The sequence below is a fragment of the Bacteroidota bacterium genome, from assembly GCA_016713925.1.
In the GTDB taxonomy this organism is placed as follows: Bacteria; Bacteroidota; Bacteroidia; order AKYH767-A; family OLB10; genus JAJTFW01.
The window spans coordinates 260,098-276,566 of record JADJOH010000007.1 but is presented as its reverse complement, the minus strand read 5'-3'; the positions used below and the strand labels follow the sequence as shown (position 1 = coordinate 276,566).

The 16,469-nt window shown below is 40.3% G+C and carries 7 protein-coding genes; all 7 read right to left on the bottom strand.

The features are described from left to right. Window positions 1-15: 15 nt before the first annotated feature. The 7 genes from IPJ86_09155 to IPJ86_09125 all read right to left on the bottom strand — a co-directional run bounded on the left by IPJ86_09155 (window position 16) and on the right by IPJ86_09125 (window position 16,373). The gene (locus IPJ86_09155) at window positions 16-2,715 is read right to left on the bottom strand and encodes a T9SS type A sorting domain-containing protein (GenBank protein MBK7887453.1); all 2,700 of its coding nucleotides are present in this window, start codon (window positions 2,713-2,715) and stop codon (window positions 16-18) included. A gap of 18 nt (window positions 2,716-2,733) precedes the next feature. Then, on the bottom strand, window positions 2,734-5,415 hold the full coding sequence (locus tag IPJ86_09150) for a T9SS type A sorting domain-containing protein (protein MBK7887452.1): 2,682 nt from the start codon (window positions 5,413-5,415) through the stop codon (window positions 2,734-2,736). A gap of 118 nt (window positions 5,416-5,533) precedes the next feature. Beyond that, window positions 5,534-8,239: a T9SS type A sorting domain-containing protein gene (locus tag IPJ86_09145; protein MBK7887451.1), complete on the bottom strand. Its 2,706-nt coding sequence runs from the start codon at window positions 8,237-8,239 to the stop codon at window positions 5,534-5,536. An 18-nt stretch (window positions 8,240-8,257) separates the two neighbouring features. Further along, complete coding sequence (locus IPJ86_09140) at window positions 8,258-10,222, bottom strand: T9SS type A sorting domain-containing protein (GenBank protein ID MBK7887450.1); 1,965 nt, start codon at window positions 10,220-10,222, stop codon at window positions 8,258-8,260. Then, window positions 10,153-10,929, bottom strand: a complete 777-nt coding sequence (locus IPJ86_09135; protein MBK7887449.1) for a hypothetical protein — start codon at window positions 10,927-10,929, stop codon at window positions 10,153-10,155. Before IPJ86_09135 ends, IPJ86_09140 begins: the two co-directional genes overlap by 70 nt. Before the next feature lie 46 nt (window positions 10,930-10,975). Then, a complete protein-coding gene (locus IPJ86_09130; protein ID MBK7887448.1) occupies window positions 10,976-13,603 on the bottom strand; it encodes a T9SS type A sorting domain-containing protein in 2,628 nt (875 codons plus the stop codon). Window positions 13,604-13,697: 94 nt separating this feature from the next. Then, the gene (locus IPJ86_09125; protein MBK7887447.1) at window positions 13,698-16,373 is read right to left on the bottom strand and encodes a DUF11 domain-containing protein; all 2,676 of its coding nucleotides are present in this window, start codon (window positions 16,371-16,373) and stop codon (window positions 13,698-13,700) included. Window positions 16,374-16,469: the final 96 nt, after the last annotated feature.

The window sequence follows — 16,469 nt, the reverse complement described above, 5'->3', positions numbered from 1 at the left end:
ATCATTATTCACCGACTACTGCTTCACAAACGTCGCCCTCCTACCCCCTGATTGAATCAGATAAACACCATTAGCGAGTTGATTTGTTTCTAATGTTGAAGTTGTTGTTGTCACCGTTTTCTCAAGAATTAATTTTCCATAAATATCCGTCAACCTCAACTGCGCTTTTCCATTCTCCAATTGAATTCCGGAGATGTTAATTGTATTCTCTGTTGGATTGGGGAAGACATGCAATTTTCCTTGTGCTGTTGATGCAGATGCAATTCCGGTAGGGAGAATGATATAGGTTTTTGCGGTGTTGGTGATGACAGGTTCGTTGAAGTCGAAGTAGATGGCGGCGAAGTTGGTGATGGAATCGCCGGCGGTGAGGGTTGTTTTGGGTTGGATGCGATAGCGAACAAAGCCGTGCGAGAGGGGTTCGTTGGTGTTGCTGTCGACTAATAAAATATTTTCAAATTTGAACTCCATGTTGCGCTGGTAGTTGATCCAATTCAGGTTGACGGGATGCGAGGCGTTGGTGAATTCGAAAGTGGAGAGGTTGAGTTTGTTGGTATCAATCGGATTTAAAATTTTTACGGTGAATGCTGTATCGTTGCCGGTGTTTTGAAAGCGGATAATGTACTCTAACCAGGGCGCGCTGGCAAGTTGGGTCGTGGTGAGGGTGTCTTCGTTAACGAGAATATCATTCGGATCAAAGGAGCCGGTGGTGTACACTTCCCAGTTGCTGTTGTTGCAGCTGGGATTATCGTCGGTAGCATACGGTTCAATATGTGCGCTGCTGTTGATGAGTGTTCCGATGGGGAGTCCGGGGTCGACATTGACGGTGACGATGATGCTGCCGGTTTGGAAGGGTGTTAATGCGGGGAGATTCCAAATCACTGAATCAGGAAAGATTTGGTTTGGTGTAACTGTTGCTGATTGAAAGGTGACATTGCTGTATGGGTAAAAATATACAGTAGGTGTAACTGTAGTATTTCCATAGTTACCGTAACTGATCATGTAACTTGCGTTAAAACCACTTCTGAAATTTCCAAGTGGAGTGATTGTAATGCAGACATCTTCAAAAGTTCCTTGCGGTTGGAAGGCGAAGTCGTTGAGAGAGTCTGTCTGCAGAATTCCGGTGAAATTTGCAGTTTGAGATAGTGGTACTGGGTTATACCCATTAATTGGCTGTGGATATGTTGTGAAATTTCCTGAGTCCAAAACAGAAAGAACATACTTACCATTATGATCACTAAAAGTGAAACGACTGTTATTTTGTTCAATAATTTTCTTACCTACAATTGGAGGTTCCCCAACATCTCGTATTCCGTTGCTGTTTAAATCTGCAAATACTAGACCTTTAATTAAATTATAATTACCATAAAGTTTTACGACCCAAAAATCCTCATTTCCTAATCCGTTTTCAGTTTTATCTTCGGAAATGTTGGAATTTGAAGACCCACCTAAAAGATAACCTCCATCGGAAGTTTGTTCAATAGAGTACAATAAATCCTGCATATTTCCACCAATTGTATTTTGCCACTGAATAACCCCAACTGAATCTATTTTTATGACCCAGTAATCAAAATCACCCAAACAATTTTCTGTCTTAACACCTGAAATACCAGAATTGGAATATCCACATAAAACATAACCACCTTCTGTAGTTTGCTTAATAGAAGTAAGTAAGTCTTGGCCACTACCTCCAATCGTTTTTTGCCATTCAATAATCCCCAATGAATCTGTTTTTACTATCCAATAATCATCACCTCCAAAACTATTTTCTGTTTTATCTCCGGAGATGCCTGAATTTGAATACCCTCCTAAAATAAATCCACCATCTGTAGTTTGCTCAACTGAGAACAAGTCATCCTGTCCATTTCCACCAATTGTATTCTGCCATTGTATATTCCCCATTGTGTCAGTTTTGACAATCCAATAATCTCTACTACCTCCTATATTATTCTCCGTCTTATCTCCGGAGATATTCGAAGATGAATATCCTCCTAAAATAAATCCACCATCTTGGGTTTGTTGAATTGAATTCAACATATCATATCCACTTCCTCCAATCGTATTCTGCCACTGGATATTCCCTGTTGTATCTGTTTTTACGACCCAATAATCAAAGCCTCCTATACGATTTTCCGTCTTATCACCAGAAATATTTGAATCAGAATAGCCACCCAAAATATAGCTTCCATCAGAAGTTTGTTGAATTGATTGTAATACATCTTGACTACCCCCACTAATAGTATTCTGCCATTGAATATTTCCTGAACCATCAGTTTTTACGATCCAGTAATCTCCACTTCCTAAACAATCCTCCCATTTTTCCCAAGAAATATCTGAATCAGAAAATCCGCCAAGAATAAAGCCGCCATCAATAGTTTGATGTAATGAATACATTAAGTCATATGAACTCCCTCCTAACGTATTTTGCCATTGATAATTTCCTTGTGAACCGGTTTTCACGATCCAATAATCATAATCTCCTCTACATGTTTCATTTTTATCTCCTGAAACTGGTGAATTAGACGCGCCACCAAATATATACCCTCCTTCTACGGTTTGAGAAATTGAAGTTAAATTATCATATAAACTCCCCCCAATCGTATTTTGCCATTCGAATTCCTGAGAATACAAAGTTGATGCACTAACCAATATAAGCAATGTCACTCTTGTAAAAAGGGAGACAACCTTTGAAGGAATATCTATACAATTATTTTTCATAGTAAGTAGCATTAAAGGTTACTGTTTCACAAAAGTCGCCCTCATCCCCCCTGACTGAATCAGATAGACACCATTAGAGAGTTGATTTGTTTCGAATATTGAAGTTATGGTTGTAACTGTTTTCTCAAGAATCAACTTTCCATAAATATCCGTCAACCTCAACTGCGCTTTCCCATTCTCCAATTGAATTCCGGAGATGTTGATTGAATTCTCTGAAGGATTTGGGAAGACATGCAATTTTCCTTGTGTTGGAGTTGCAGATGCAATTCCGGTGGGGAGAATGATACTGGTTTTTGCTGTATTGGTGATGACAGGTTCGTTGAAGTCGAAGTAGATGGCGGCGAAGTTGGTGATGGAATCGCCGGCGGTGAGGGTTGTTTTGGGTTGGATGCGGTAACGAACAAAGCCGTGAGAGAGGGGTTCGTTGGTGTTGCTATCGACCAATAAAATATTTTCAAATTTGAACTCCATGTTACGCTGGTAGTTGATCCAGTTGAGGTTGACGGGATGCGAGGCGCTGGTAAATTCGAAAGTGGAGAGATTGAGTTTGTTGGTATCAATGGGATTCAGAATTTTAACGGTGAAGGCTGTATCGTTACCGGTGTTTTGAAAGCGGATGATGTACTCTAACCAGGGAGCGTTGCTGAGTTGTGTGGTGGTGAGGGTATCTTCGTCTACGAGAATATCATTCGGATCAAAGGAGCCGGTGGTGTACACTTCCCAATTGCTGTTATTGCAGCTGGGATTATCATCAGTAGCATAAGGTTCAATATGCGCGCTGCTGTTGATGAGTGTGCCGATGGAGAGTCCGGGGTTGACATTTACGGTGACTATAATGCTGCCGGTTTGGAATGGGGTTAATGCCGGGAGATTCCAAATCACTGAATCTGGTGTGATTTGACTCGGTGTGATTGTTGCTGATTGAAAGGTCACATTATTATACGGGTAAAAATAAACTGTTGGTGTAACAGTGGTGTTGCCATAGTTTCCATAAGTAATCATATAACTTGCATTGAAACCGCTGCGGAAATTTCCAAGAGGAGTAATGGTAATACAAACATCTTCGAATGTTCCTTGAGGTTGGAAGGCGAAGTCGTTGAGGGAATCGGTTTGGTGGACTCCTGTGAAAATAGCTGTTTGAGAAATTGGTGTAGGAGTATACCAATTCACAGATTGAGGTGATACCGAAAAATTTCCGGAATCAAGAACAATCACTGAATAATTACCATTCTGTTCACTAAATGCAAATCGTCCAGAATTTGGCTCTGCAATTTTCTTAGTTGGCAATGGTGGTTCCCCATTATCTTGTATACCGTTGCCGTTAAAATCACCAAAAATGTGACCCTTTATCAAATTATATTTATCCGTAAGTTTCAATATCCAGAAGTCATCACTTCCTAAACAATTTTCTGTTTTATCACCTGAAATGTTTGAACTGGACAATCCGCCAAGTATATATCCACCGTCAGAGGTTTGTTGGATGGAGTACAACCTATCTACCCTAATCCCCCCGATGGTGTTTTGCCATTGAATGTTTCCCGATCCATCGGTTTTTACTATCCAGTAATCATAACTGCCATTTCGGTTTTCGGTTTTATCGCCTGAAATGTTTGATTGGGAAGATCCTCCAAGGATATATCCCCCATCAGCTGTTTGATCTAAAGAATATAGATAATCTCGACCTTTCCCCCCTATGGTTTTTTCCCATTGTATGTTGCCGGTGGCATCGGTTTTTACTATCCAGAAATCTCGACCACCAATATTGTTTTCAGTTTTATCGTCTGAAATGTTTGAATTGGAATTTCCACTAAGAATATACCCCCCGTCAGTTGTTTGTTGGATTGAATAAAGGTCATCCCAAACAGTTCCTCCAATCGTGTTCTGCCATTGTATATTGCCTGATGCATCGATTTTTACAATCCAGTAGTCACTTTCCCCATAACCGCCTTCGGTTTTGTCGCCTGAAATGTTTGAGTCGGAACCTCCGCCCAATATATATCCTCCGTCAAAAGTTTGTTGAATAGTTTGAAGCCAATCATATTCACTTCCACCGATGGTATTCTGCCATTGAATGCTTCCTAGCGAATCAGTTTTTACGATCCAGTAATCATCTTCTCCATTGCTATTTTCCGTTTTATCGCCTGAAATGTCTGAATAAGACCATCCACCTAAAATATACCCCCCGTCAGATGTCTGTTTAATGGAATAAAGAACATCTGCACTATTTCCACCTATGGTATTCTGCCATAGGATGATTCCCTGTGAATCGGTTTTTACGATCCAGTAATCTGGATGACCAATTCCTCCAATCGAGTTTTCCGATTTATCGCCTGAAATGTTTGACGTGGATGATCCGCCAAGGATATACCCCCCGTCAGCGGTTTGTTGGATGCAATAAAGATAATCTAAACCGTCTCCCCCTAAAGTATTCTGCCATTGTATATTACCATTGACATCAGTTTTTACAATCCAAAAATCACTACCACCTATGCAATTTTCTGTCTTATCTCCGGAGATGTTGGAAAGAGAACTTCCTCCCAAAACATATCCCCCATCAGTGGTTTGCCGAATACAGTTCAGCTTGTCACTCTCACTTCCCCCAATCGTATTCTGCCATTCGATTTCCTGAGAGAAAACGGGTTTAAATGCTAATGCAAGTAAACAAAAAAAGTATAGGGCATAGGTATAAATTTTATTCATGACATTAATTTGAAGATGTGATAATTGAAGATTTGAAGATCTCCCTATGCGGGAGACAGGTTTGAAGATGTGATGATCTCTCATTCTGGAGAGAGGTTTGAAGTTGTTTAATGCGAGATTACTTTTTCACAAACGTCGCCCTCCTACCCCCTGATTGAATCAGATAGACCCCATTAGCGAGTTGGTTTGTTTCTAGTGTTGAATTTGTGGTTGTGACGGTTTTCTCAAGAATTAACTTCCCATAAATATCCATCAACCGTAACTGTGCTTTCCCATTCTCCAATTGAATTCCGGAGATGTTGATTGTATTCTCTGCAGGATTTGGGAATACATGCAATTTTCCTTTTGCAGGTGATGCAGTTGCAACTCCTGTGGGGAGAATGATACTCGTTTTTGCCGTGTTGGTGATGACGGGTTCGTTGAAGTCGAAGTAGATGGCGGCGAAGTTGGTGATGGAATCGCCGGCGGTGAGGGTTGTTTTGGGTTGGATGCGATAACGAACGAAGCCGTGTGAGAGGAGTTCGTTGGTATTGCTGTCGACTAATAAAATATTTTCAAATTTGAACTCCATGTTGCGCTGGTAGTTGATCCAGTTGAGGTTGACGGGATGCGATGCGTTGGTGAATTCAAAAGTGGAGAGATTGAGTTTGTTGGTATCAATCGGATTTAAAATTTTAACGGTGAAGGCTGTATCGTTACCCGTGTTTTGAAAGCGGATGATGTACTCTAACCAGGGGGCGTTGCTGAGTTGGGTGGAGGTGAGGGTGTCTTCATTCACGAGAATATCATTCGGATCAAAAGAGCCGGTGGTGTACACTTCCCAATTGCTGTTGTTACAGCTGGGGTTATCATCGGTGGCGTACGGTTCAATATGTGCGCTGCTGTTGATGAGTGTACCAATGGGGAGTCCGGGGTTGACGTTTACGGTGACGATGATGCTGCCGGTTTGGAAGGGAGTTAATGCCGGGAGATTCCAAATTACTGAATCAGGAAAGATTTGGTTTGGGGTAACTGTTGCGGATTGAAAAGTGACATTGTTGTAAGGATAAAAGTATACAGTGGGTGATACGGTAGTGGTACCGTAGTTTCCGTAACTGATCATGTAACTTGCGTTGAAGCCACTGCGGAAATTTCCTAATGGAGTAATCTTGATACAAACATCTTCAAAATTTCCTTGAGGTTGGTAAGCGAAGTCGTTAAGGGAATCGGTGAGCTGAATTCCTGAAAACGTCGCAGATTGAGAACTGGGCACCGGGTTCCACCAATTCAAAGGTTGAGGAGTAACTAAATAATTACCTGAATCCAATACAGAAACCGAGTAATTCCCATTTTGCTCGCTGAACGCAAAGCGCCCAGTATTTTGTTCGGTAATTCTCCTTGCAGGTAAAGGTAGTTCTCCAATATCACGAATTCCGTTGCTGTTTAAATCGACAAATACTTGTCCAGTTATCAAATTGTTTTTGCCAGTAAGCTTCACGATCCAGTAGTCATACCCTCCTAAACAATTTTCAGTCTTATCACCAGATGAATCCGACCAAGAATATCCACCCAAAATATAGCCTCCATCAGCAGTCTGCTGAATTGAATTAAGCCCATCTTGGTAGCTACCTCCAATTGTGTTCTGCCATTCTATATTCCCAAGCTCATCGACTTTTACAATCCAATAATCCTCTTTTCCCCCAATACCGACACTATTTTCAGACTTATCTGCAGAAATGTTTGAACTAGACCATCCACCCAAAATATAGCCTCCATCTAATGATTGTGTAATAGACATAAAAGAATCCTCACCATTTCCTCCTATAGTATTCTGCCACTCAATATTCCCTACAGAATCTGTTTTTATGATCCAATAATCACTTAATCCCAAACAATCTTCCGTCTTACTACCAGAGATGTTAGAAAAGGACCATCCACCTAAAATAAATCCTCCATCTGCCGTTTCCTCAATTGACTTAAAAATATCGTAATCACTTCCACCTATTGTTTTCTGCCAAATTATATTCCCAACTGTATCGGTTTTTATAATCCAGTAGTCATCAAATCCCAAACAATTCTCTGATTTATCACCGGAAATATCAGATGATGAACTTCCGCCTAAAATGTAGCCACCATCTGTGGTTTGCTGAAGGGAAATCAATCTATCATCACTCATTCCTCCAATAGTGTTTTGCCATTGAATATTACCTGCTGAGTCAGTTTTTACCATCCAGAAATCATAACCTCCTATGCTATTTTCAGATTTATCACCGGATATATTAGATCTAGAAGACCCTCCGAATATATATCCTCCATCCAATGTTTGCTCAATTGAACTAACTCCCTCGCTCAAACTACCTCCTATTGTATACTCCCATTGAATTACCCCCATCGAATTTGTTTTTACTATCCACCAATCATTACCTCCAATGCAATTTCCTGATTTATCCCCAGAACTATATGAATCAGAACTCCCACCTAATAAATAACCTCCATCATTTGTTTGAATTAAAGTAGATAAGTTTTCAGTTTCTGCCGCGCCTATAGTATTCTGCCAAACTAGAACTCCTAAATAATTAGTTTTTACGATCCAATAATCCATAATTCCATGGCAATTTTCAGTCTTATCACCAGAAGCATCAGACCAAGAATATCCGCCCAAAATATATCCTCCGTCAGTTGTTTGTTTTACTCTTCTCAAATCATCGGTGGTGCTCCCCCCAATAGTATTCTGCCATTCGATTTCCTGAGAAAACAAAGTTGATGCACTAACTAATAAAAGCAATGTCACTCTTGTAAAAAGGGAGACAAACTTTGAAGGAAGATTCATGCAATTATTTTTCATAGTAAGTAGCATTAAAGGTCACTGTTTCACAAACGTCGCCCTCCCACCACCTGATTGAATCAGATATACACCATTAGAGAGCTGATTTGTTTCAAGGGTAGTTGTTGATGTTGAGATAGTTTTTTCGATGATCAGTTTCCCATAAATATCCGTCAACCTCAACCGCGATTTCCCATTCTCCAATTGAATTCCGGAGATGTTAATTGCATTCTCTGCAGGATTGGGGAAGACATGCAATTTACCTGACGCTGGTGATGCAGATGCAATTCCGGTGGGGAGAATGATAATCGTTTTAGCTGTATTAGTGATGACAGGTTCGTTGAAGTCGAAGTAGATGGCGGCGAAGTTGGTGATGGAATCGCCTGCGCTTAAATTTGTTTTGGGTTGGATGCGATAACGAACGAAGCCGTGAGAGAGGGGTTCGTTGGTGTTGCTGTCAACTAATAAAATATTTTCAAATTTGAACTCCATGTTGCGCTGGTAGTTGATCCAGTTCAGATTGACGGGATGCGAGGCGTTGGTGAATTCGAAAGTGGAGAGGTTGAGTTTGTTGGTATCAATCGGATTTAAAATTTTTACCGTGAATGCCGTATCGTTGCCGGTGTTTTGAAAACGGATAATATAATCGAGCCAAGGCGCATTGCTTAGTTGCATAGTGGTGAGTGTATCTTCACTGACTAAAATATCATTGGGATCAAAAGAACCTGTGGTGTACACTTCCCAATTGCTGTTATTGCAACTGGGATTATCATCGGTGGCGTACGGTTCAATATGTGCGCTGCTGTTGATGAGTGTGCCGATGGGGAGTCCGGGGTTGACATTTACGGTGACTATAATGCTGCCGGTTTGGAAGGGTGTTAATGCGGGGAGATTCCATATCACTGAGTCAGGGAAGATTTGACTGGGTGTAACTGTAGCTGATTGAAAGGTGACATTGTTGTAGGGGTAAAAATACACGGTGGGTGAAACTGTTGTGTTACCATAGTTTCCGTAATTGATCATATAACTCGCAGCGAAGCCACTTCGGAAATTTCCGAGAGGAGTAATGGTAATACATACATCTTCGAATGTTCCTTGCGGTTGGTAGCCGAAGTCGTTGAGGGAATCGGTTTGGTTGATGGCGGTGAAGGTGGCGGAATTGGTTAATGGGTTAGGATTAAACCATGGCTGTGATTGCGGTAATACGGTATAAGTCCCAGAATCCAGTAAAGACACTACGTATTGCCCATTTGACTGCGAAAAAGAGAAACGCCCTGTTCCCTGTTCAGTGATCTTTTTACCCTGCAGCGATGGTTCGCCAATATCCTGAAGGCCATTGCTATTAATGTCGGCGAAGAGTTTTCCTTTAAGCAGATTGTAATTATCAAAGAGTTTGACGATCCAGTAATCATAAAATCCATTGCTATTTTCAGATTTATCACCGGACATGATTGAATTAGAGAATCCGCCCAAAATATAGCCCCCTTGTGAGGTTGGGTGAAGAAATTGAAGCTCTTCATACCCGTTTCCCCCAATGGTATTCTGCCATTCTATATTTCCATTGAAATCGGTTTTTACGATCCAGTAATCACCTACACCAAAGCTCTTTTCCGTTTTATCCCAGGAAATATTTGAATAGGACCATCCACCTAAAATAAAGCCCCCGTCAATGGTTTGATTGATGGATTGAAGATTATCAACACCGCTCCCCCCGAGGGTATTCTGCCATAAGATGTTTCCCAGTGAATCGGTTTTTACAACCCAGTAATCAAAGTCACCCTTACAATTTTCCGTTTTATCCCAGGAAATATTTGAATAGGACCTTCCACCCAGAATATAGCCCTCGTCAGTTGTTTGTTGGAGGGAGAATAATTCATCAATAGCACTTCCCCCAATGGTATTCTGCCATTGGATATTTCCGATTGAATCCGTTTTTACAATCCAGTAATCCTGCCATCCTTTGCAGTTTTCTGTTTTATCCCTGAAAAGCTTGATTGGGACCATCCACCTAAAATATAGCCCCCATCAGTAGTTTGTTGAATTGTGTAAAGTTCATCATAATTGTCTCCCCCGATAGTATTTTGCCACTGGATATTACCTATTGAATCAGTTTTTACAACCCAGTAATCTTGATAACCAATGCTGTTTTCCGTTTTATCCCCGGAAAAATTAGATTCGGAATAACCACCCAAAATATAACCCCCGTCAGTAGTTTGCTGTATAGATTTAAGAAAATCATCGCTGGTTCCCCCAATCGTATTTTGCCATTGGATAATGCCTAGCGAATCCGTCTTAACAATCCAGTAATCACTTCCTCCAATGTTTATTTCCGTTTTGTCTCTAGAAATATTTGATTCGGAATAACCACCCAATATATAGCCCCCGTCGGAAGTTTGCGAGATGGAAGTAAGGAAATCCAAAGAGTTTCCCCCGATAGTGTTTTGCCATTGGATGTTTCCCAACGAATCAGTTTTTACCATCCAGTAATCTCCAAACCAACTAATTTCCGATTTATCCCCGGAAATATTTGATTCGGAAAAACCACCCAATATATAACCCCCGTCATTGGTTTGCTTGATGGAAAGCAGAATATCACCCGAACTCCCTCCAATCGTCCTTTGCCATTCAATTTCCTGAGCTAATACCGGTGATGTATTGGTAAACAAAATAAATATCAATTTAATAAGTAGCCTTTCATTGAAATTTTCCATGTTAGTATAAATATTGATAGTTCAGTTTAAAATTATAATTCATTTATTACTTTTTCACAAACGTCGCCCTCATCCCCCCTGATTGAATCAGATAGACACCATTAGAGAGTTGATTTGTTTCGAGTGTTGAAGATGTGGTTGCAACTGTTTTCTCAAGAATCAACTTCCCATAAATATCCGTCAACCGCAACTGCGCTTTCCCGTTCTCTAATTGAATGCCGGAGATGTTGATGGAATTCTCTGCGGGATTGGGGAAGACATGCAATTTTCCTTGTGCAGGTGAAGCAGTTGCAATTCCGGTGGGGAGAATGATGATGGTTTTAGCCGTGTTAGTGATGACAGGTTCGTTGAAGTCGAAGTAGATGGCGGCGAAGTTGGTGATGGAATCGCCGGCGGTGAGGGTTGTTTTTGGTTGGATGCGATAACGAACGAAGCCATGCGAGAGGGGTTCGTTGGTGTTGCTGTCGACTAATAAAATATTTTCAAATTTAAACTCCATGTTGCGCTGGTAGTTGATCCAGTTGAGGTTGACGGGATGCGAGGCGTTGGTGAATTCGAAAGTGGAGAGGTTGAGTTTGTTGGTATCAATCGGATTCAGAATTTTCACTGTGAAGGCCGTATCGTTGCCGGTGTTTTGAAAGCTGATGATGTACTCTAACCAGGGTGCATTGCTGAGTTGGGTGGTGGTGAGGGTGTCTTCGTTCACGAGGATATCATTCGGATCAAAAGAGCCGGTGGTGTACACTTCCCAGTTGCTGTTGTTGCAACTGGGGTTATCATCTGTGGCATAGGGTTCAATATGCGCGCTGCTGTTGATGAGTGTGCCAAGGGGGAGACCAAGGTTTACGTTTACGGTGACAATAATGCTGCCGGTTTGGAATGGTGTTAATGCGGGGAGATTCCAAATCACTGAGTCAGGAGAGATTTGGCTCGGTGTAACTGTTGCGGACTGAAAGGTGACATTGCTGTATGGGTAAAAACATACGATCGGATTTGATACTGTGGTAGTACCATAGTTACCATAAGAAATCATATAAGTTGCATTGAAGCCGCTGCGGAAATTTCCGAGGGGAGTGATAGTAATGCATACATCTTCAAAAATTCCTTGCGATTGGTAGGCGAAATCGTTGAGGGAGTCTGTCTGCAGAATTCCGGTGAAATTTGCAGTTTGAGATAGTGGTACTGGGTTATACCCATTAATTGGCTGTGGATAGGTTGTGAAATTTCCTGAGTCCAAAACTGAAAGAACATACTTACCATTATGATCACTAAAAGTGAAACGACTATTATTTTGTTCAATAATTTTCTTACCTACAATTGGAGGTTCCCCGACATCTCGTATTCCGTTGCTGTTTAAATCTGCAAATACTAGTCCTTTAATTAAATTATAATTACCATAAAGTTTTACGACCCAAAAATCCTCATTTCCTAATCCGTTTTCAGTTTTATCTTCGGAAATGTTGGAATTTGAAGACCCACCTAAAAGATAACCTCCATCGGAAGATTGTTCAATAGAGTACAATAAATCCTGCATATTTCCACCAATTGTATTTTGCCACTGAATAACCCCAACTGAATCTATTTTTATGACCCAGTAATCAAAATCACCCAAACAATTTTCTGTCTTAACACCTGAAATACCAGAATTGGAATATCCACATAAAATATAACCACCATCTGTAGTTTGCTTAATAGAAGTAAGTAAGTCTTGGCCACTACCTCCAATCGTTTTTTGCCATTCAATAATCCCCAATGAATCTGTTTTTACTATCCAATAATCATCACCACCAAAACTATTTTCTGTTTTATCTCCGGAGATGCCTGAATTTGAATACCCTCCTAAAATAAATCCACCATCTGTAGTTTGCTCAACTGAGAACAAGTCATCCTGTCCATTTCCACCAATTGTATTCTGCCATTGTATATTCCCCATTGTGTCAGTTTTGACAATCCAATAATCTCTACTACCTCCTATATTATTCTCCGTCTTATCTCCGGAGATATTCGAAGATGAATATCCTCCTAAAATAAATCCACCATCTTGGGTTTGTTGAATTGAATTCAACATATCATATCCACTTCCTCCAATCGTATTCTGCCACTGGATATTCCCTGTTGTATCTGTTTTTACGACCCAATAATCAAAGCCTCCTATACGATTTTCCGTCTTATCACCAGAAATATTTGAATCAGAATAACCACCCAAAATATAGCTTCCATCAGAAGTTTGTTGAATTGATTGTAATACATCTTGACTACCCCCACTAATAGTATTCTGCCATTGAATATTTCCTGAACCATCAGTTTTTACGATCCAGTAATCTCCACTTCCTAAACAATCCTCCCATTTTTCCCAAGAAATATCTGAATCAGAAAATCCGCCAAGAATAAAGCCGCCATCAGTAGTTTGATGTAATGAATACATTAAGTCATATGAACTCCCTCCTATCGTATTTTGCCATTGATAATTTCCTTGTGAACCGGTTTTCACGATCCAATAATCATAATCTCCTCTACATGTTTCATTTTTATCTCCTGAAACTGGTGAATTAGACGCGCCACCAAATATATACCCTCCTTCTACGGTTTGAGAAATTGAAGTTAAATTATCATATAAACTCCCCCCCAATCGTATTCTGCCATTCGAATTCCTGAGAATATAAAGTTGATGCACTAACCAATAAAACTAATGTCACTCTTGTAAAAAGGGAGACAAACTTTGAAGGAAGATCCTTACAATTATTTTTCATAGTAAGTAGCATTAAAGGTTATTGCTTCACAAACGTCGCCCTCATCCCCCCTGATTGAATCAGATAGACTCCATTAGAGAGCAGATCTGTTTCTAGTGTTGAAGTTGTTGTTGTCACCGTTTTCTCAAGAATTAATTTCCCATAAATATCCGTCAACCTCAACTGCGCTTTCCCATTCTCTAATTGAATGCCGGAAATGTTGATTGTATTCTCTGCGGGATTGGGGAAGACATGCAATTTACCTTGTACAGGTGATGCAGATGCAATTCCGGTTGGGAGAATGATACTGGTTTTAGCTGTATTGGTGATGACGGGTTCGTTGAAGTCGAAGTAGATGGCGGCGAAGTTGGTGATGGAATCGCCGGCGGAGAGGGTTGTTTTGGGTTGAATGCGATAACGAACAAAACCGTGAGAGAGGGGTTCGTTGGTGTTACTGTCGACTAATAAAATATTTTCAAATTTGAACTCCATGTTGCGCTGGTAGTTGATCCAGTTCAGGTTGACGGGATGCGAGGCGTTGGTGAATTCGAAAGTGGAGAGATTGAGTTTGTTGGTGTCAATCGGATTTAAAATTTTTACGGTGAAGGCCGTATCGTTACCGGTATTTTGAAAGCGGATGATGTACTCTAACCATGGGGCGTTGCTGAGTTGGGTGGTGGTGAGGGTATCTTCGTTAACGAGGATATCATTCGGATCAAAGGAGCCGGTGGTGTACACTTCCCAATTGCTGTTGTTGCAGCTGGGGTTATCATCGGTAGCATAAGGTTCGATGTGCGCGCTGCTGTTGATGAGGGTTCCAATGGGGAGTCCTGGGTTTACATTAACGGTGACGATGATGCTGCCGGTTTGGAAGGGAGTTAATGTCGGGAGATTCCAAATTACTGAATCAGGAAAGATTTGGCTTGGTGTAACTGTTGCGGATTGAAAGGTCACATTACTGTATGGGTAAAAATATACGATCGGATTTGTTACTGTGGTAGTACCATAGTTACCATAAGAAATCATATAAGTTGCGTTGAATCCACTTCGGAAATTTCCGAGAGGATTAATTGTAATGCATATATCTTCAAAACAACCTTGAGGTTGGAAGGCGAAGTCGTTAAGGGAATCGGTTTGGTGGATGGTGGTGAAGGTTGCTGTATGGGATATGGGTGAAGGGCTAAACCAGTTTATTAATTGGGGTGATACTGTGAAATTTCCTGTGTCGAGAACCGATAAGATATAGTTTCCATTTTGATCGGTGAAGGTGAAACGACCTGAAGTTTGTTCGATAATTTTTCGTGCGGGTAGAGATATATCCGCACTATCCTGAACACCGTTGTTGTTTGAGTCGGCATATACATGACCAGTAATTAAATTGTACTTATTAGTTAGTTTTATGAGCCAAAAATCCACTCCTCCTCCAAAATTATTTTCTGTCTTATCTCCAGATATATTAGATCTAGAATAACCACCTAATATATAGCCACTATTTGAAATTTGCTTAACAGAATGTAATTCATCAAGATCACGCCCTCCAATCGTATTTTGCCAGAGGATAATTCCATTTGCATCTGTTTTTATGACCAAATAATCAAACCCAACTATACTATTTTCAACCTTATCTCCAGAAATGTTAGATGAAGAATATCCACCTATAAAATAACCACCATCCCAAGTTGGTTCAATTGATTCCAAAACATCATGAAAACTTCCCCCGATTGTATTTTGCCACTGGATATTTCCAAAACTATCCGTCTTTACAATCCAGTAATCAAAAAGGCCTAAGTTGTTTTCTGTTTTATCTCCAGATATATTTGATTTAGATATTCCTCCTAATATATATCCTCCATCAGCAGTTTGCTGAATATAATTTAACCAATCATCTCCACTCCCTCCGATTGTATTCTGCCATTGAATATTCCCAAGAACGTCGGTTTTTACAATCCAATAGTCCGCTCCTCCCAAACTATTTTCAGTTTTATCCCCCGAGATATTTGAAGTGCAAGACCCTCCCAAAATATATCCTCCATCATCAGTTTCTTGAATTGAATTCAAGTAATCATAAAAACCACCTACTATCGTATTCTGCCAAAGAATACTACCAAGCGAATCAGTTCTCACAATCCAGTAATCTGCAATTATACTGAATTCATTTTTATCTCCGGAAATGTCTGATTCAGAATATCCACTCAATAGAAATCCACCATCTGAAGTTTGCACAATAGAGTTTAAAATATCATTATCGCTACCACCTATGGTGTTTTGCCATTGAATAACCCCCAATGAATCGATCTTAACGATCCAATAATCATAAAATCCTAAACAGATTTCCGTTTTATCTCCGGTATAATTTGAATCGGACCAGCCGCCTAAAACATATCCCCCATCCGAAGTTTGCAGAATTACGCTCAATTTATCAGTATCACTACCTCCTATTGTATTCTGCCACTCGATATTCCCAATAGAATCTGTTTTTACAATCCAAAAATCTTCTTTCCCTTTACAATTTTCTGTCTTATCATAAGATATGTTTGAAGTGGAGCTTCCACCCAAAATATACCCTCCATCACGTGTTTGCTGAATTGATTTAAGTTCATCAGTGCCACCCCCCCCTATAGTTTTTTGCCACTCTATTTCCTGTGCAAAAACGGGTTTAAATGTTAAAGCAAGTACACAAAAAATACATAAGACGGTGATATAAATTTTAGTCATGACTTTAATTTGAAGATTTGTCGATTTGAAAATTTGAAGATGATTCCATTTGATGAAGATTTTTTATTTAGATGAATCTATTAAATGAAGGGTAAT

Excerpts from the sequence above, each read along its gene's own strand:
- IPJ86_09155 (MBK7887453.1), bottom strand. The coding sequence starts at position 2,715 with ATGAAAAATAATTGTATAGATATTCCTTCAAAGGTTGTCTCCCTTTTT.
- IPJ86_09150 (MBK7887452.1), bottom strand. The coding sequence starts at position 5,415 with ATGAATAAAATTTATACCTATGCCCTATACTTTTTTTGTTTACTTGCA.
- IPJ86_09145 (MBK7887451.1), bottom strand. The coding sequence starts at position 8,239 with ATGAAAAATAATTGCATGAATCTTCCTTCAAAGTTTGTCTCCCTTTTT.
- IPJ86_09140 (MBK7887450.1), bottom strand. The coding sequence starts at position 10,222 with ATGGTCCCAATCAAGCTTTTCAGGGATAAAACAGAAAACTGCAAAGGA.
- IPJ86_09135 (MBK7887449.1), bottom strand. The coding sequence starts at position 10,929 with ATGGAAAATTTCAATGAAAGGCTACTTATTAAATTGATATTTATTTTG.
- IPJ86_09125 (MBK7887447.1), bottom strand. The coding sequence starts at position 16,373 with ATGACTAAAATTTATATCACCGTCTTATGTATTTTTTGTGTACTTGCT.